The following is a 19,621-nucleotide window of genomic DNA, read 5'->3' on the forward strand; positions in this document are numbered from 1 at the left end:
TTTATGTTATGAAAAACCTTAAAATACGGTAATATCTTTTTTAAGTAGCCGCTTTAAAACCACCTTTTATAAGGCCCATTATAATCTATACAGCTTTTTCTAAACACTCGCTATTTCATAGTCTTTTTCTTCGATACAAGTGCCAAGGGGCTCTTTTTTCTATCTCTGTGCATTATCTCTAAGATCTATATAGTTCAAGAAATACCGCTTAAATTATCCAGTTGCCTAATCAATTTTTCTTCTCCTTACATCGCATCCAAAAATGAGAGCTCCATACAGCCCCCCCAAATAGCTTTTTATATTGTTCAGCATTGTCTTTTAACAAATTTACAAAAATTTGTTTTTTATTTGCTCTGCAATCGCACGATAAAGCTTAGCATGCTCTCCATCAGGCTGAGCAACAAAAATTGGCACACCATCATCTGAAGAGCACCGTAAAGCTGCATCAAGCGGCATTTCTGCTAAGAACGGAACCCCTCGGCGTTTTGCTTCTGCATGCGCTCCACCATAACCGAAAATATCGTAACGTTTTCCCGTATCAGGAGCAATAAAATAACTCATATTTTCAATGAGGCCTAAAATGGCAACATCAACCTTCATGAACATTTCTATTGCTTTACGTGCATCAACCAAGGCAAGATCCTGCGGAGTAGAAACAATCAATGCTCCCGTCAACTGTACTTGCTGAGCAAGCGTCAATTGCGCATCCCCTGTACCTGGTGGCATATCAACCACCAAAACATCCAACGGGCTCCATAAAACATCTCTGAGCAATTGTGTCACAGCTGCCATCACCATAGGGCCACGCCATACCACCGGTTTTTCTTCTTCAACCAAAAATCCCATCGACATCAATTTAAGACCAAACTTTTCAAGAGGTTGAAGCTTTTTCCCATCAATGAATTGTGGTTTTTGATTAACCAGGCCTGTTAAACGTGGCAAAGATGGACCATAGATATCTGCATCCATTAAACCTGTTTTAAAACCAGAATCTTGCATAGCTAAAGCGATATTGATCGCCATTGTGGATTTACCAACCCCTCCCTTCCCAGAAGCAACCGCAATCACATGTCGTACACCTTCTATCGGCATTTTTACAGGCAATCCATGTCTGCGTTTTGATGCAGAAAAAACTGTATTTCTATGCATCTGAGAAGAGAGTTTCGGTTTTTTTTCTGCCGTAAGCGTAACAACAGCAGATTCAACACCATCCATAGCGCATACCACTTCTTCAACAGTACGGCGCAAAAATTCCCATTCTTCCACACGTCCATCGGGAACTGTAATGGAAAAAAACACTTTTCCATGAGCAATCAATATCTCTGAAAGAAGCCCCAATGATATAATATCGCTTTCAGAATTCGGCGCTTTAACTTTATATAACGCATTGCGAATAATCTCACTTGTAATAGGATTCATGCCCTTTCCTCTCTATACAAATTCCAGAAAATATAGCAATAAAGCTCCAAAATACTTCCACGTGATTACCTGAAATTTCGCACTTTTAAAAAACGACATTATCAAAGTCTAAATATTTATAGCTTATCTCTTTTAAAACATGAAACCATCAAATAAAAAAGCACGCATAAAATCTTCTACACTTCTATAAATAATGTCATGAAACAGATTATTCCCATAACCACATGACAAATTTTACCAAGGCTCTTAAGAGCTAAAATTGAGCAAATTTCTTATAAAACAAGTACACTTTACGATAATCATTCAACAACAAATTATGATTCTTTTCCTCGCCTTGACAGTTTGAATATCCACTTGTGCTATAACTTAAAAAATAACGGCAAATTGAGTCATTGTAATAAGTGATTATTTTCTTTAAACTTTAAAACATTACGGATAAAATACACATACACAATAGCGTTTTGATCTTTTTTACAAAAAGAGAAAATAATCTGCGATTGACTTTTTTTATGTTTTTCCTTATGGATTAGCAGTCGTATAAGGGGATAAGATTGCTCATCTAGTGCATAATTGCCATAGAATCAAGAAGGGCCGCACTCCGCGGTATTGAAATAAATGAAACGTACTTACCAACCATCTAAACTTGTTCGTAAACGCCGCCATGGGTTTCGTGCACGTATGGCAACAGCAGGTGGCCGTAAAGTGATCGCTGCAAGGCGTGCTCGTGGACGTAAGCGTTTGTCCGCTTAACCATTTAAGTTTTCACGACAGTTGAATATTGCTCATCATCTCACCGTTGTGGAATTTTCGTTGTGAACTTCTGGTACCTATAAAATAGGTATTTAGTGAAATTACGAAACGCTTTTTATGAAAAAAAACATCCATGTCGTGTCCGCAAGAGAGCAGATTTTTTAGCTGCACGCACAGGGGAAAAACGACGTGGTCCTTTATTTTTGCTTACAGTGAAATCTCGTGAACAAACAGCAACTATGGAATCTCTTCCTGTTGCACGTGTGGGCTTCACGGTTACACGTAAGAATGGTAATGCTGTCAAACGCAATCGTATTAAAAGACGTCTGCGCGAAGCTGTGAGAATTGGTTTAACAGAAAACATGGAAGCAGGAACAGATTATATCATTATCGCACATCCTGATGTGCTCCATGCGTCTTTTACATCTTTGATCAATGAATTAAATAGACGAATAAAACCAAAAACAACACATCAAAAACGGCAACAGGGGTGTACAAATGGAATATAACCGCAATTTCTTTATCGCCATTGGACTGTCTTTCATAGTACTTGTTGTATGGCAGTTTCTTCACGTTGCGCCTAAACAAGCTGAATTACAAAAAGAACAAGCTCTTGTACAGCAACAGCAATTGTCAAAACAACAATCAGCACTTTCCACCCCTGCTACAAATTTTTCTGACACAGCACCAGTGCATGAATCAACACCAATCATTGATCACAAAATGACTCCTGAAGTTCGTAATGCTGCGTTGGCAAAAACAAACCGTGTTACCATTAAAACCAGTGAACTTGAAGGCTCCATTAATCTTGTCGGCGCACAATTTGATGATCTCCTCCTCAAAAAATATCGCTTAACAGTAGATAAGAAATCACCAGAAATCACTTTATTAAATCCTAAAGGTTTTACAACAACCTACCTTGCTGAATTCGGTTTTACCAGTTCATCGTTACCAGCAGATGCCTTGCCACAATCCGATACACAATGGCAAATAGAAGGAAATAACACAACCCTGACTCCTTCAACACCCGTTACTTTAATCTACAATAACGGACAGGGACAGATTTTTCGTCGTATTCTTTCCGTTGATAATCATTACATGTTTACCATTGAAGATTCTATCAGCAATGAGAGCGATAAACCGGTATATCTTTCATCCTATGCACGCGTTGCCCGTGCAGCCCCACCAGAACATACAAATGCAACCTATTTGCTTCATGAAGGCATGATAGCTATCGCCGGTGATGCACTCAAGACTGAAAAGTACAAAGCCTTAGTTGAACTTGAAGCAAATCCTCATAATGGCCAAAAAAGTATGATTTTTTCCAAAGTAACTGGAGGTTGGATTGGTATTACTGATAAATATTGGGCTGTAGCAGTTATTCCTCCTCAGGATGCAGAATATACAAGCCGCTTTATTTACTTTGATCGCTTGCAGACGCATTATCAGTCTGACTTGCTAGGGTCACTTTTAACGATTGCTCCTCATGAAACAAAGAGCGTTACAAACCGCCTTTTTGCTGGTGCAAAACAAGTTGAAATCATTAATCATTATCAAAATGACCTCAAAATTAAAAAGTTTGCTCTTTTAATCGATTGGGGTTGGTTTGATTTCATCACCAAGCCAATGTTTTCTCTTATTGATATTCTTTACAAGCAAACAGGCAATTTCGGTATTGCCATTCTTCTTGTGACAGTGCTTTTGAAAACGCTTCTTTTCCCGTTAGCAAACAAATCCTATAAATCTATGGCACGTATGAAGCTTATACAACCAATGTTATTAGAAATAAAAGAAAAATACCCAGATGATCGAACCAAACAACAACAAGCAATAATAGAACTGTATAAAACTGAGAAAATTAATCCTCTTGCCGGCTGTTGGCCTATGTTAGTCCAATTTCCGATCTTCTTTGCTCTTTATAAAGTTCTCTATATTACTATTGAAATGCGGCATGCACCTTTCTTCGGCTGGATTAAAGATTTAGCAGCACCCGATCCAACTTCTGTTTTGAACCTGTTTGGCTTCTTGCCCTATACAACACCGACATTCTTGATGATTGGTGCATGGCCTTTGATTATGGGGATAACGATGTTTTTACAAATGCGTATGAACCCATCCCCTCAAGACCAAACACAAGCGATGATCTTTGCGTGGATGCCAGTCATCTTTACTTTTATGCTCGCATCCTTCCCTGTTGGTCTTGTCATCTATTGGGCATGGAACAATATATTGTCAATAATCCAACAAGCGATCATGATGAAACGTCAAGGAGTAAAAATTGAGCTTCTCGATAATCTTAAAGCTATGTGGAGAAAATCCTCAAAAGAAGAAGTGCATAAATGAAAAAAGATTCTTCCTTTTTTGGAATTTTTTCTCGCAATTGGATTTTTATTCGTGGTGTGCCCAAAATAAGCTTTCTTCCACCCGAAGGGCCGCCAGAAATTGCTTTTGCGGGACGTTCTAATGTTGGAAAATCATCTTTAATCAACGCACTCGTCCAGCAAAAAGGTTTAGCGCGTACCTCAAACACACCAGGGCGCACGCAAGAGCTTAATTACTTTGTGCCCGATGGTTTCACTGGACAACAAGATGATCTTCCTCCCCTAGCACTGGTAGACATGCCGGGCTATGGTTTTGCTGAGGCTCCTAAAAATCTGGTTGATGCATGGATAAACTTGATTTTTAGCTATTTACAAGGCCGTACAACATTAAAACGCGTTTATGTATTGATTGATTCACGCCATGGAATCAAAAAGAATGATGCAGATGTTCTCGATCTCCTTGATAAAGCTGCTGTTTCTTATCAAATTATTTTCACTAAAAGTGACAAAATCAAATCAAATGATCTTGAAAAATTAATAACAACCACAAAAACAAAGCTTCTCAAACGTCCAGCAGCTTACCCTGAACTTCTTGTAACCTCTTCAGAAAAAGCGTTTGGTTTGGAAGAATTGCGTGCCGCCATTTTACAAACAATCGCAATATAGAATATATTTTTGTTTTTTTAAGAGTTTATTAAACATAATTGTGAGCTTCTGCTAATAAACTTGTACTTATAGTAAAGCGTCTTTATAAAATTCTATTCCTTGAAGGAATTCTCATCAACTCTATTTGATAATGTAGATTATGCTGACACTATTTCACTCTCCCCTCTCTTCTGCCTCTCGTTTTATACGCCTTATTCTTGGAGAATATGGTATAACCGCTCAACTCATTGAAGAACATGAATGGGCTAGAAGGCATGAATTTCTTGCACTCAATCCAGCTGGACATGTGCCCGTTCTTCTTGATGAACATGAAGTTCCATTATCAGGAGCTTTTGTTATCTATGAATATCTAGATGAAACTCATGGAAGTTTACGCCAAGAGAATAAATTCTTTCCGGAAAATCCTTTAGGTCGGGCTGAAGTACGCCGTCTCAATGACTGGTTTTTAAATAAACTTGAAACTGAAGCTACACGTCATATTGTACGAGAACGAATCTATAAACGTGAAATGCCACTAGCCATTGGCGGTGGTGCCCCCAATTCGCAAATTTTACGCAATGCACGTACCAATATTCCACCCCATATGAACTATCTTAATTGGCTCTGCGCATCTCGTGACTGGTTAGTCGACTCTGAACTCTCTTATGCAGATCTCGCAGCAGCAGCTGCTATCTCTGTCCTTGATTTTTTAGGAGAAATTGACTGGGAACCAATACCGGCAGCAAAAGATTGGTATATGCGAATTAAATCACGACCTTCTTTCCGTTCTCTTTTAACAGATCGCGTTCGAGGTATTGTAGCAAGTCCTCATTATACAGATCTTGATTTTTAAGCATTTCTGCTGAACAAATATGAAAGCAATATTTTATATCAAAAAGATGTAGCTCTATATCCATAAAATCCTATATAGTTTTATACGGCATTAAACAACATATTGATTTATCCTCAAAATCTTAAAAAAAAACTATAAAGGTAAATTATTCTTTACATTTTAGCTTTATTTATGATGAAATAAAATATTCTTGCATATTTTTAACGAGTAAGCATGTGGGTAAAACTATTTAAAATAAAGATTTTAAATTCCCCTATATGAGAACTGTAGCAGGGATGCGAAATGAGCAAATAAACAATAAAGCAACATATGATATTTTCCAAATATATGGATTCAAAAATTATTGCCTAGCACGCACATAGTTTGCTCTATAATAAAATTTGCCATGCGCCTTTCATTGATGAACAATCTTTGTAGAGAGCCAAAAAAGTACAATTTTTTCTCAAAAGAAAAGGAACCGTTGGCAAGAAGACAAGAATTTGCCTATAAGAGGTAAAGTATCATAAGGAGAAGAATATGCGCCTTACTGTTGTTGGTGCCAATGGAAGAATGGGACGCGCACTTATTGCAGCGATACAGCAAAGAAAAGATATAGAACTTTGTGCTGTACTTGTCCGTAAAGGGTCCCCGTTTGTCAATAAAGATGCCAGTATATTGATTAATTCAGATGTTCTTGATATTCGCATCACTGATGATCCCGAAAGCGCCTTTTCTAATACGGAAGGAATTATAGATTTTTCTCAACCACAAGCCAGTATTCTTTATGCCAATTATGCTGCTCAAAAAGGTCTTGTACATATTATTGGTACAACGGGATTTAATAAAACAGAAGAAGCACAAATTGCAGATTTTGCAAAAGACACAACTATTGTTAAATCTGGAAATATGAGTCTTGGCGTAAATCTGTTAGCAAACCTTGTCAAAAAAGCAGCCAAAGCATTAGAATCGGATGATTTTGATATTGAAATTTATGAAATGCATCACGCAAACAAAGCAGACGCCCCTTCTGGAACAGCTCTTCTTCTTGGACAAGCGGCAGCCGAGGGTCGCAATATTACGCTTAAAAATATGAGTATCAATGAATGCAACAGCCATACAGGTAAACGCGAAAAAGGAACCATTGGCTTTGCCTGTTCACGGGGTGGAACGGTTGTTGGCGAACACAGCGTCATTTTTGCCGGCCAAAATGAGCGCATTGTTCTCTCACACACAGCACAAGAACGTTCTATTTTTGCCAATGGAGCATTAAAAGCAGCTTTATGGGCCCAAAATCATAAAAATGGTCTTTATTCAATGCTGGATGTTTTGGGATTGAATGATGAGCTTTAAAAAATCGATGTAACACAAGGAAATGCATAATGGGACGCACACTTGTACTCATCCGTCATGGACAAAGTGAATGGAATCTCAAAAACCTTTTTACCGGTTGGAAAGACCCAGATTTGACAGAAAAAGGTTGCATAGAAGCAATAGCAGCAGGAAAAAAACTTAAAGAGGTTGGTTTAAAATTTGATATCGCCTATACGTCTGCTCTACAGCGAGCACAAAAAACAGCGCGGCACATCTTAGCACAAATGGAACAAGAAGATTTAGAATTAGTAAAAAACCCCGCATTAAATGAACGTAATTATGGCGATCTGTCTGGTCTAAATAAAGATGAAGTACGCCAACAATGGGGAGAAAAACAAGTACAAATGTGGCGCCGCTCCTATACAGTTGCCCCCCCAAATGGAGAAAGCCTACGCGATACTTGTGCACGTGTTTTGCCCTATTATCTCTATCATATACAACCTCATATTTTGCGTTCTCAAACTGTCCTGGTAGCAGCACACGGCAACTCTCTTCGTGCTCTTATGATGGCACTTGAAGGACTTAATAGTGAGGAAATTATTTCTCAAGAATTAGCAACAGCGATTCCTATAATTTATACATTTAATTCCGATTCAACAATTTCTTCAAAGACTGTCGCCACACCTTAAATAAAGCGTAATGGAATTTAGAAGGATAATCCAATGTTGTCCCGCTCAAAAATGAACAGTTTTTTCTCCCCCTCACCATAAGGATCAATTTTTTGCCCTCCCCCATGTGTCATCAGATGAGTTTTTCTTGAGAAGCCTCTCTTGCAATTACTCATGAACTTCTAAGTTCTTCGAACAATTCTGCCCTTAATATTACATTGGGCTTTATTATTTTTTACTTGATTAATAAAAAACCAAAATTAAGAATCAACAATATTACGCTTTAGAATATGCATGATACGCAGAGAAGCAGATTCCACTACCCGTACCGATAGGCAATGTTTGATAGCACTATAAATAATTTTATTGACAGAGCAACATCACAAGCTTAGATGAATTTTAAGCCCAGATGGCGGAATTGGTAGACGCGCAGGTTTCAGGTACCTGTGCCGCAAGGCGTGGAGGTTCGAGTCCTCTTTTGGGCACCATATGGCTTTATATTACTATTAACTTATTGATACTTCATATGTTTTTTTAAGTGAGGGACGCGTAGATAAAAGTGAGGGAATAGGATTTTGCAATTTCTCTCTCAATTATTGCGAATGAGAATTTCTTTTTGCAGTGTTTTTGTTATTTTGTTTGGAGGGCTCTGACTCTGGGTAAACGACTTTTTTAGATGTAAGAAAATATTCTCTAGTGCATCCATAGGAAGGGAAAATCAACAACAAACATCAAAGATAATAAATGCTATCCATTTCATGAAACATGACATTATCTTCATACCTTGACCAGGAAAAGATACTCTCCAATTCACTAGCCATGCTAATGCCCTCATGACAACAGCTTTTTTCTCCCTGTACTTTGTTTTTAGAATGCAACAGAATATACTTATGCTCAACTACAGAACATTTAATTACAATTGGAGAAATAAATATAATATCGATATTTTAAATTCATCTCTTTTCTTAAATTTTAATGAAGAATAGTCAAAACACAAAAACTAAAGGAAAAATATAGGCTACATAACCTTAAAATGTTAAAAAGGATCTGTTTCCTTAGTATCATTCTAGAGGAAATTAATTTGATAAATAAGAAAAGATCGTGAAACAGCATCATTTGGAAGAACAATGTACCTACTTTCTTACCTATAGTAATAATGCGATTTTCTTTCAACTCAACATATTCCTTTATCAACCACAGTGAAACTTGAGAAAATTTGCTACGTTACATAGCATAGTAGATCAAGAAAAAGCTTTAATCACCCATTTCCTGGATTTTAAAAATTTTCTTGTTTTGGCTAATTTTCATATTTAAGAAAACGCATTGCTATGCATGCAGCACATCTCGAAGAAATCTCCTAGAAAAAGGTAACTTTTTAATCCACAAAACGTGCACTACCATCAATAATCATTTCAAAGTTACAATATTTCCTCCTGTTAACACTCTTTTGGTCATCATACACACCAATGATTCAATAATGCTGTTAAATTTTGGGATGGTTATAGCAATTGCTTTTCATGAATCGCTGTGTGAGAATATGAAATAGCCAACTTTTCATAGAAAAACGTTTTCTAAAGCAGAAATTTTACTATCACGTTTGTAGAACATTATAATGAATAGACCGCATACCCTTGCTCTCACCTATAAATCCTATAATGCAGTACGAATGCTCGTTAATATTTATCACACGATTTTTTAATGTCTATGGAGATTAGTCTAGCACAATTAACTGTTTTTCAAATGGCCTTTTTCGTAATCATTCTGCTTCTTGATTTTCTCTGTACTGTTCTTTCAGACAGATATCGACGTAAATATTCAATCATGGCGGCGTCATTACGACCGGTGTATTCTATCTTCTACACCTTCAGTCCCTAATACGATAATCCTTATCATTGCACAAATTCTTTATACTGCGGACATTGGTCTCATTGCAAGTGCCATTGACCGATGAATTTACACTCTCTCGGCCACAAACAAGACCCTTTTCACATTATGCTCATCTCACTCAGCAGACAAACTCTTTCCGTAGCATTATCAGCCTATCATAGGAATTGGCACAATATACTTCTCTGGACAATATCTTATGGGATATATGATCTTATGCCTAATAGGAATTATTTTTTAATATTCTTTATTGTTCCTGAAGAAAAAAGACAGTAATTGAAAAATTCAAAACAACAACGATCCCGCAAAATGCCAAAGAAACACTGCCAATATTTCAAAATAGCGTTGGAGAGATATGGTTTATTTTTCTCATATGCCTTTTTAGTGCCGGTATTCAGATTATTTATCATTTCTAGCAGCCAATAATACCCTCAACAAACGAAATCGATTATCTTAACAATACACAAATTCCTGCACTCACAGACTACTATATAGAGGCTTTTTCAACGCAATATTTTTCAAATTTACTGATTTCTAAATATTATGTATTCGATAACAAATACAGGAATTCTATAAAATATTCTTCGTTCTTCTTCACCTTGGTGCGCATAGGGTTTTATTTTTTAGTTCGTAGCAACCAAACAACTGTAGCAATTATCGCATTTTCGTTAATCCATGGATTTATTTGTACCGTACCAATAGGTGCAAAAGCTTGTTTTTCAGAGCTTAAACCAAAACAAACTCAGCACATTTCTGGAATTATTGGAGCTGTATCTTGTTGTGGACGAATATTCGCAATTACGGTATTAAGCATCTCATTTCTTTTCTGCCTGCAAAAGCTTCACTATCTTATTATCTTATCTTGCCAACAATCACTTTTTTATGTGCAGTTTAGTCGCGATAAGATGAGCAACACTCCCTCGCAGAGATCTGCGAGAAGAAAGCATACAACGATACCCATTAATATAGCCGGCACTTCTTTAAATCACCGACATACCAAAACACGTTAAGAAGATTCGGGATAGATAGAAAAACAAATCAAAGAGACTCGAAATCCTCTCACCTTTATATAATCAACTGATTTTACGTTTGGCGGAGAGGAAGAGATTCGAACTCTCGAGAGCCTTTTGAGCCCTACTCCCTTAGCAGGGGAGCGCCTTCGACCACTCGGCCACCTCTCCAAGAAGGTGCATAAATGGTATCAACAGAAAGTTCAAGACATTTTCGATATTTTTTTTAATATCTAAGATTTTTCTTTTATTTATTACAGAAAAAGAGTTAATAAAAGACGAATGTGCTTTTTTTACCACATTGCCATGAATAGTACATCAATATCTTTCAAAAAGTTAATTTCATATTTGTATATTAAAAAAAGATTAGTATAGCTAGGAATTATAAGTATAGCGTATTTTACTCTACCTTTTATGAGTTGAAAAAATAATATTCCCTAACGAAGATTGAACTACCTTTCATTGGAGATTCATTATGAACATTAAGTCCCTTTTTTTAAGCTCTGCAGCAGTTTTTTTAGCAATTTCTGGAGCACAAGCAGCTTCCACAGTGATTCCAGAACCAGAACCTGTAGAATACGTTCGCGTTTGCGATGCATACGGGAAAGGATATTTCTATATTCCTGGAACAGAGACTTGCATGCGTTTATCAGGAAATGTCCGCACTGATTTTCTAGGCGGTGATAACATTGATGCAACAACAAATGCAGAATTAGCTGCCAAAAGAAAAACTTATAGTGCATCATCACAGTTAACTCTTGTTTTTCAAACCGCTTCTGAAACGGAAATGGGAACACTTCGTTCATATGCACGCGTCTCTTCAAACTGGAGCAATGGTGCGAATAAAGATGGTGCAAAACTTGCTGCTGCTTACATTGAACTTGGAGGTTTTCGCGTAGGTCTTGATGACACAATCTTCAACAGCTGGACTGGTGACTATGGCAACGTTCTCAATGATGACAGCATAGCACCAGCAGGTATAACACGAACCAATTTTATTTCTTATACCTTTAGTGGTGACAGTGGCTTTTCTGCCATTATCGGAGCTGAATTAGGAAATGCTTCATTCAAATCAGATGATTTAACTTACTACTATATCAATCAAGATGACAAAATTGCTCTCGTTCCCAGCAATGACCTTCCACCAAGCAAAGGCGTAAAAAATTACACTCCTAATCTGATTTTAGGAATGAAGTTTATGCAAAAATGGGGAGGATTTTCTACAGTTGTAGCTTATGATTCTTACTACAAAAAATGGGCTGGTAAAGTCCGTGCAGATTTCAATGTCAATGATCGTTTTAACCTATGGGTAATGGCTGGCTATAAAAATAGTGTTGATTACTACACAGCAGACAAAGACAATACGCTATCGAGACAGAATACAACAATCTACGCAAACTGGGGAGGCAAATGGGCTGCTTGGGCTGGTGCAACTTATAAACTCACTCCAAAAGCAAATTTAAATGCTCAAGTTTCTTACAGTGCGGTAAAAACCTTTGCAACTTCCGTGAATATTGCATACACGCTGGTTCCAGGCTTTGTGATTACACCAGAGCTGACTTACGTTTCTTGGAACGATGATCGCACTTTAAAAAGCGTAGACAATAGTACAACCTATACCTATGCTCTCAATAAGAAAAATGCTTTTCAGGGTATGATCCGCTTACAGCGTTCATTCTAATTTTTTAGATGTTACTTTTAAAAGCTGGCAACATAGGTTACCGGCTTTTAGTTTTTAAAGTTTTCTAAGATAACTATAACACTATCTCATAATATTTTTTTCTACTATCTCTGCAAAAAGCTACTTACTGTTATAAAAACATTCCAAACAAATAAGCTGGATATAGCTTCAACGCATGAGACAATTTATCATAGAAATATTTTTAGTAAAAACGATCATGCTGAAACAAATAACTTTCTGATTTCGCATGCCGAGGCTTTGAAATGAGAAAATTTTTCTATATTCAAAAAACTCTCATTCAAATTACAAAACAATGAATTATCCTTATAAAATTCTGTTTTGCACAATACCCCTCCTCTTTTTCTATGCAACTCTTGAACACTACGTCCTTTATACCACGTATAACATCTTAACTTTACGTGCCTTTTTAAATGAGGATGTTTCATAGACGACACAAAAACGGGTTTTAAAGTTTACCTCTTCAAACTACAGAGCTTTTTTCATCCTTTTTCCATGAATAGCTTTAAATGTAATTTTTCTCTCACACCGTAAACAAACTTCTTTTGCGTAAACTCAATAGGCAAAATAAAAAACACTGCCCATAGAAAACACACACTATGGATAATTATACGCATTTTAATCAAGATACACTGAATTAATGCGATGGAAAATATTTATCTACCAAAGCATAAATAATGGCTGCTGTTTCAATATCCAAAATCCCATCATAATTTTCTTGACGAAAATGAAGCTGAAATGCTCGGATCAAATTCTTATATCCAATTTCGGTACATGCAACTGAAATATCGTATCCATAACATTTCAGTTTGGTCAAAATATCTTCTTTAGTTGGAAAACTCTTACAAAACTGTTCTTGATAATGACCCTTTCGTTCATCATCATACCATGCCCCTATGCCAGCCATATAAAGTTCTTTCCACGGGAAAGCTGCTCCTGGATCACTCTTTCTTCCGATAGCAATATCACTATGTCCAACAACATCGGTAGGCATAATATCTGGATACCTTTGAAGAATATTAAGTGCGAGTTCCTTAACTGCATCAATTTGCGTTGGATTGTAAGAAGGAAAAGTAAAACCACGATGATTATAAGTAACTAAATTAACTTTCTCAAGCTGCAAAGCTGTACCATTCACATCACTGCCTTCAGTCCATAAACAAACATCAGTCTGCAATTCACTTTCATCTTTATTAACTGGATTTAAAACGCGTACATCTTTTAAAATTGCTTTAACATAAGCCTGCTCTGAAAAATCAGTATCTCCATTCGCTAAATTAACTATTTCAATTCCAATGGATGTATCATTTAAGTTATTGCGTCCAGCCCATGAACTCATACCCGCATGCCATGCACGCTTATTTTCATCAACCAAATTAAAGATACGCATATCCTTAAATCCTGCTTCAATATAGGTCTTCTCTGATGGATCGGGGACAAGATAGTGGGCACTAACATTCTCTCCTGTAAGAGCCATGACTGACTCTTTAAAGTCAAGTGAAGTATAATGCATCACAAGAAAGCGAACACGACGATTAAAGCTCTTGATAGAACGATAACTGTTGTAATCAATCTGATACATAAAAATCCTTCCTTTTTGTTAGTTTACAAGTACCATTGCACATAACAACAGAGTGTACACAAAATAAAATTAAGGCGGTTTTTAAAAACTTTTGTACTATATTCTAACATTTAACTTAAAATTAGCTCACTCAAAGCATCAGAGCTCTTACTCAACAATCAATACAGATTTTCAAAATCTCTGCACACAACATCCATAAAATAATTCTGAAAACACTTATCAGCCTCTGAGTTTACTATCTTCCTCAAAAATATCTAAAAAATTATCCATCAAGAAACGAATACAAGCATAATAAAATCACTGACCACATATTCCTTGATATTTTGCACATAAAATAACCCTTCCTTTGTATGTATTAAGTAATACACAGCCAGAGACCACCGCACACAAGCTAAAGCACCTAACCATCATTCAGTAGTGCTAAAACATTAAAAGGAACTTTTATGATATTTTTGTGTCAATTGACTGACAACTAAATTAACAACACATATTTTTGATTAACTTTTTGCAAAGACAATTCTTCAAAGAAATTGGAAAAATCTTTCTCTACAGCTGAAAATAAACAGGATGTCTTCTTATTTTATTATAAAGAAGTTTTTTCTGAACTTAATAAAAACAATCTTGAAAAAGTAATTTTAATTTCACCACGATCTCCCTATAAATCATATATATACGATTTATATTTAAAATAGCCAAGAAAACTTCCTACCAATACAAATTACCTGAAATATAAAAGCAGCAATTACTTCTAACTTAAATTATATTTGACATTTCAGGATGATAATTTAGGAAATATCCCTAAGTTCAAAAGATCATTTTCTTTTCTCCATTTGCAGATATCTTTTTAACACCAACCACGCGGCATATTCTTGTAAGACCACCCCTAAAAGCGGTCGCGTATAGGGAAAAGAAACACGCTCATCACCATAGCCTTTCACTTGTATAGTCATTGTAGCATGTCCAAGACTTTCTTTCTGGTTTTCTAATATTTCCAAAGAAGGTGATAAACTAACCTTAACTTCAAGCTGTGCAACATTTTTTGCACTTTTTTCTGTTGGCTGAAAATATTTTAAAAGCAACGGGTCATCTACCAACCAATAAACCTCAAAATGCATCGCTAACTGTTCACGAGCAGTGGTTATTTCTGAGCCAACCAAATATGGGTGAAAATGATTTTCAAATTCTTCAATCAAATGCTCTGCCAAAGGCGCTGATGATTGTCCAATTAATTGCACAAGAACATAAGGGCTTTTCCATAAAAAATGCCGTTCAAATGGCTCATTTTCAAAATGACAATCCACCCAATGCGCAATGGTACTTTCATCAATTCCAATCAAAGTCCATGCATATTGCGCACGCGATACAGAAGAATATTTTTTCTCACTCTGTTCTAAATAATCTTCTAAAAGCGTAAGGGCTTGGGTAGGTGGACCGGGCAAAACAACAAGGAAGCTTCCATCACAGGAAAGGTAAAAACCAGGCGCTGTACCAGTAGGATTATCAAGCACTTTTGCCATCTCCGGAAACAATGCTTGACGCGCATTATTGCTATCTGGCACAATCCCTAACCGCCTCAATTGACTTTTGATTGTTTGCCAAACATCTTCATGATGAATCAAAGGCTGCCTTACAGCTTTAGCAATCGCATCACGTGTTTTATCGTCAGATGTTGGTCCTAATCCTCCACTGATAATAATCAGATCTTCTTGTCCAAGACAAGCAATCACAGTTTCACTAATTTGCTGCAATTGATCGGCGCAAACAAAATGACGTGTCACTTGGATATTTCTCTTTTCCAAGCTTTGACTCAAATCTTGCAAATTCGTATTCAAATATTGTCCTGAAAGGAGTTCATCACCCACAGTAATAATCGCTGCCCGATAAACAGAAATAGGATTCACAAGAGAATGAACAACCGCTTGTGCCATTTGACGCGTAGTAGCTAAACCTCCCAAATCATAAGGTACAATTTTCCCAGCACGAATAACCTGATCAACACTCTCAGACAATTGCCGTGCTGCATCCTGAAAACCCAAATGGCCCAAAAGCAAAGCTGTGGTATAAAACATAGCCGAAGGATTTACTTTATTCTGTCCTGCAATGCAGGGCAAGCTCCCATGAACAGGCGCAAAATAAGCAGTTTTGCTCCCCACATTTGCACTAGAGGCAAGCCCCTCGCCTCCCATCACCCCAACACCAAAGTCTGAGAGAATATCACCAAACATATTTTCAGCAGCAATTACACCAAAACGCTCTGGCTTTGTAGCAATCCACAAAGCAACCACATCAACATCATGAATCTCTGCTTCTATTTCGGAATAATTTTGCGCAACTTTCTCAAAAATTTCTCGAGCAAATTGACCACTCTCTCGCATGATATTTGCCTTATCGGCAAAAGTCACTCGCTTCAACCCGTGTGCCCGTGCATAAGAAAAAGCGTATTCAAACAACCGCTCTAAACCAAAGCGAGTCTGTAAATGCACCGTCCACACCGCTTCTTCAAGAGCATATTTCTCCAAATTTTTATGTTTTAACCATGTGGCAGCTTCAAAGGGAACACCATGAAAATTGAGTCCTGAAGAAAGACCTTCACTATTGTCTGTGATAACACAAAAATGAAAAGGCTTTCTGGAGCCAAAAATGTATCTGACCGGTCGTATACTCGCAAACAGATCCAACTTTTGGCGAAGCTGAAGTACAGGAGACACATAAGAAAATTTACTCTCCCTTAAATGTGGAGCAAACTCTTTTTCTTCATCCTCTACAGTTCCAAGCAAAAGTGCATTACACTCGGCAATTTTTTCCCAAGTTTTCTGAGGAATAGAATTACCTCCTTGCTTCCAACATTTCCAGCCAATATCACCATAGATTAATTCAATCGGCAATTTGAATTGCTCTAAGACCATCAATGCTGCATCACAAACCTCTGGTCCTACTCCATCACCGGGTAATACAAGAACTTTCTTTTTCATAAACCATACATCCATTTATTAATAATTGCATTTGTCATAACAGGATTATCATCCCACAAACGTGTTCCAGCATTAGAGATGACTTTATATTCATGATTGATACAGTAGCTTCTTGTTTGATTATCCATGGTTGCAAGTTGCGACTTTTCACCTATCAAAGCTAAAAACTTTCCGGTGTATTTGCTAATCTCATCTCGAGCATCCATTGCCAACAAAAACTTAAAGCCTCTTGTCATACGTTCAATTGCCAAACTTTTTTGTGCTTCAGAAATCTCCAACGAGGCTCTTCTTTTTATAATGCCACGAGGATGCATAAAAGCATTGAGTGTTTCTAACGCACCTGACAAATCTTTATTTTTCAAAAAATGAAGAATATATCCAAGTCGCCGTTGTAAAGGCTTATCTGGATAGCCCGGTGCATTCACAGCAAGCACTGCTTGTACATTGGCAAATCGCGCAGATAATATTTGTACTAACGTTCCAGCCATAGAAAATCCCACGAGTACTGAAGGTTTTTTTAAATATTTCTCAAGTTTCTCTGTAATGAAAGGCAAATCCTCTATAACAGAGTTATTGAAAAAAGCAGAATTATTAGGAAAAAGGGAGAGCGTATCAAGTAGAGTAATTTGGCATTTTTTTGCTAAACAAAGCTTTATAAATGGGAAACAAAAAGCGCCATGATCCCAAATAGGCATTACAGGAGAAAGAATGACAACACGAAAGCTCATTTATGTATTCCCCTATGCTTCCATCCCTTGTTGCAAACGACAAATTACAACATCAGATTCTCACTAACTATAACGAGTAAAATATAAATATATCAGAATTTTATCACACATAAGCGCCCCCCATAACAATCGCTTATAATAACCAATTATATAAAATTTAAGTATGCTCCATGTAACCAAGCTTTATTAAAACCCACCCTCAGATGAGGCCGCTTTCACTCAAGCAAAAGAACACCCAAATATTTACACATAATGTTCCCTTTTGCTACTTTACTCAGTCCATTTCCGAACGCATATAATCATGTGCTTTATGGATATAAATTACAAATCCCAGCAAACAGCACAAAGCCAATAGGGCTGCCATAGTCTGTGGGTTGTGTCCAGATATCATTCCAATAACCGCAGCACTTAATGCAGCACTTCCTAATTGTAAAGCCCCCATCATACCAGAAGCTGCTCCGGCGGCTTGCGGATGCGAAGAAATAGCTAGTGCCGTCCCTAACGGCAATAAAAAACCATTACCAAAAGTAAGAACAGCAATAGCAATAAAGCTCGTCAAAAGAGGCCACGGACTTACATACATTTGCAGAGCAAATAACCCTCCCCCTACAACAAAAATAATATATCCGCGCCATACAGTTTTTTCCATAGGCTCTCGTTTGAAGAACCATCGCGCCATGAGATTTCCCAAAACATAGGGAAGTGAAACACCAATATAACTATAACCAACATACAGTGGTGGCAAACCCAAAGTCATAAGTAAAAAGGGTGACTCTACAATATAAGCAAAATATGCCGCATAAGAAAAACACGGAATAAGTGCATAAAAAATAAACTGTTTATTTCTGAGAACTCCCAAACACGCTTTCATAAATCCCATAAAAGAAAAACGGTGACGTTTTTCAGAGGGTAATGTTTCAGTTAACACAAAATAACAGAGCAAAATGGTTAAAAATATAAAAAAGCTTAAAAAGATAAAAGTAGCTTTCCAATTAAAAGCTTGTAACAATAGCCCTCCAAGTAAAGGTGCAAGGGCTGGTGACATGCCGATAAAAGGAAAAACAATCAAGTAAAGTTTTCCTGCTGCTTTTTTATCCAACAAATCATTAATAATAGCACGGCTTAAAACAATTCCCGCACAAGCTCCAAAACCTTGTAAGAAACGTAATACAAGAAAAGCATGAATATTGACTGTATAAATTACGCTAAGCGTGGTCAATAACCATAAAAACAAACCAAAGAGAAGTGTTTTTTTACGCCCAAAATTATCACTCAATGGTCCATAAATGAGCTGCCCAAGTGCCAATGCAAACAGAAAAACAGCTATAGCACTCTGAATCCGGGACTCAGTTACATGGTAATATTGGCGCATTTCTCCAAGTGCTGGAAGAAAAATATCTGTAGAAATTAAACCTCCCGTTGATAAACATACGATAAGTATCAGGAATGGTAAACTATATTTATGTTGCATAAAAAAATACTTTATAATTTATAAAAAAGAATATTAATTTATTTATCAAATATTTTATTATTATTTTTATAAATATAATTCTATTATAGATTTATTAACAAAAAATAATATAAATAATTTATTATAAATTGCTGCTTTATTTTCTATAGATTATTTTTTATAACCAATAAGAAAGCCTCTCCATAAAAGAGCTTTAAAGAGCTAATATTCCATCATCGCATTTCAGTATAATAATTCAGCATAATAATCAGCTTTTTTCTGTTATTTTTGTCCATCTTTGGCGCAAATTGGTCAATTTTGGAACATAATTGGATCAGGAAGCATTCATC

The 19,621-nt window shown here is 36.7% G+C and carries 13 protein-coding genes and 2 tRNA genes; 9 read left to right on the plus strand and 6 right to left on the minus strand.

Translation table 11 applies throughout. The features are described from left to right. Window positions 1-327: 327 nt before the first annotated feature. Window positions 328-1,419 carry an Mrp/NBP35 family ATP-binding protein gene (locus QWU_RS08670; protein WP_006590129.1) on the minus strand — a complete coding sequence of 364 codons (1,092 nt, stop codon included), beginning with the start codon at window positions 1,417-1,419 and terminating at the stop codon, window positions 328-330. Window positions 1,420-2,034: 615 nt separating this feature from the next. Here QWU_RS08670 and rpmH point away from each other — a divergent pair. The 8 genes from rpmH (at window position 2,035) to QWU_RS08710 (ending at window position 8,434) form a co-directional block, all read left to right on the plus strand. Continuing rightward, a complete protein-coding gene (gene rpmH, locus QWU_RS08675) occupies window positions 2,035-2,169 on the plus strand; it encodes a 50S ribosomal protein L34 (protein WP_005864709.1) in 135 nt (44 codons plus the stop codon). Window positions 2,170-2,264: 95 nt separating this feature from the next. After that, entirely contained in the window at window positions 2,265-2,678 is a 414-nt protein-coding gene (gene rnpA, locus QWU_RS08680; protein ID WP_017196601.1) for a ribonuclease P protein component, read from the plus strand. Further along, entirely contained in the window at window positions 2,668-4,512 is a 1,845-nt protein-coding gene (gene yidC, locus QWU_RS08685; protein ID WP_006590127.1) for a membrane protein insertase YidC, read from the plus strand. Before rnpA ends, yidC begins: the two co-directional genes overlap by 11 nt. Next, entirely contained in the window at window positions 4,509-5,156 is a 648-nt protein-coding gene (gene yihA / locus QWU_RS08690; RefSeq protein WP_006590126.1) for a ribosome biogenesis GTP-binding protein YihA/YsxC, read from the plus strand. Before yidC ends, yihA begins: the two co-directional genes overlap by 4 nt. Window positions 5,157-5,295: 139 nt before the next feature. Continuing rightward, window positions 5,296-5,988 carry a glutathione S-transferase family protein gene (locus QWU_RS08695; RefSeq protein ID WP_006590125.1) on the plus strand — a complete coding sequence of 231 codons (693 nt, stop codon included), beginning with the start codon at window positions 5,296-5,298 and terminating at the stop codon, window positions 5,986-5,988. A gap of 516 nt (window positions 5,989-6,504) precedes the next feature. Next, window positions 6,505-7,317: a 4-hydroxy-tetrahydrodipicolinate reductase gene (dapB, locus tag QWU_RS08700; RefSeq protein ID WP_006590124.1), complete on the plus strand. Its 813-nt coding sequence runs from the start codon at window positions 6,505-6,507 to the stop codon at window positions 7,315-7,317. Window positions 7,318-7,346: 29 nt separating this feature from the next. Continuing rightward, window positions 7,347-7,967: a 2,3-bisphosphoglycerate-dependent phosphoglycerate mutase gene (locus QWU_RS08705; RefSeq protein WP_006590123.1), complete on the plus strand. Its 621-nt coding sequence runs from the start codon at window positions 7,347-7,349 to the stop codon at window positions 7,965-7,967. A 382-nt stretch (window positions 7,968-8,349) separates the two neighbouring features. Continuing rightward, window positions 8,350-8,434: transfer RNA gene (locus tag QWU_RS08710), tRNA-Leu, on the plus strand. A 2,486-nt stretch (window positions 8,435-10,920) separates the two neighbouring features. Here QWU_RS08710 and QWU_RS08715 read toward each other — a convergent pair. After that, a tRNA-Ser gene (locus QWU_RS08715) sits at window positions 10,921-11,011 on the minus strand. Window positions 11,012-11,315: 304 nt separating this feature from the next. Between QWU_RS08715 and QWU_RS08720 the strand changes: the two genes are divergently transcribed. Continuing rightward, window positions 11,316-12,521 (plus strand): porin, encoded by a 1,206-nt coding sequence (locus tag QWU_RS08720; protein ID WP_017196602.1) that lies wholly within the window; start codon window positions 11,316-11,318, stop codon window positions 12,519-12,521. Window positions 12,522-13,176: 655 nt separating this feature from the next. Here the strand turns inward: QWU_RS08720 and QWU_RS08725 are convergent. The 4 genes from QWU_RS08725 to QWU_RS08740 all read right to left on the minus strand — a co-directional run bounded on the left by QWU_RS08725 (window position 13,177) and on the right by QWU_RS08740 (window position 19,292). After that, a complete protein-coding gene (locus QWU_RS08725; protein WP_017196603.1) occupies window positions 13,177-14,121 on the minus strand; it encodes an N-acetylmuramoyl-L-alanine amidase in 945 nt (314 codons plus the stop codon). Between the two features lie 812 nt (window positions 14,122-14,933). Further along, the gene (locus tag QWU_RS08730; RefSeq protein ID WP_006590120.1) at window positions 14,934-17,093 is read right to left on the minus strand and encodes an isocitrate/isopropylmalate family dehydrogenase; all 2,160 of its coding nucleotides are present in this window, start codon (window positions 17,091-17,093) and stop codon (window positions 14,934-14,936) included. Then, entirely contained in the window at window positions 17,090-17,821 is a 732-nt protein-coding gene (locus QWU_RS08735) for an alpha/beta fold hydrolase (protein WP_017196605.1), read from the minus strand. Before QWU_RS08735 ends, QWU_RS08730 begins: the two co-directional genes overlap by 4 nt. A gap of 274 nt (window positions 17,822-18,095) precedes the next feature. Continuing rightward, a complete protein-coding gene (locus tag QWU_RS08740; protein WP_006590118.1) occupies window positions 18,096-19,292 on the minus strand; it encodes a Bcr/CflA family efflux MFS transporter in 1,197 nt (398 codons plus the stop codon). Between the last annotated feature and the right edge of the window lie 329 nt (window positions 19,293-19,621).

The organism is Bartonella birtlesii IBS 325 (genome assembly GCF_000273375.1).
Taxonomy (GTDB): Bacteria; Pseudomonadota; Alphaproteobacteria; order Rhizobiales; family Rhizobiaceae; genus Bartonella; species Bartonella birtlesii.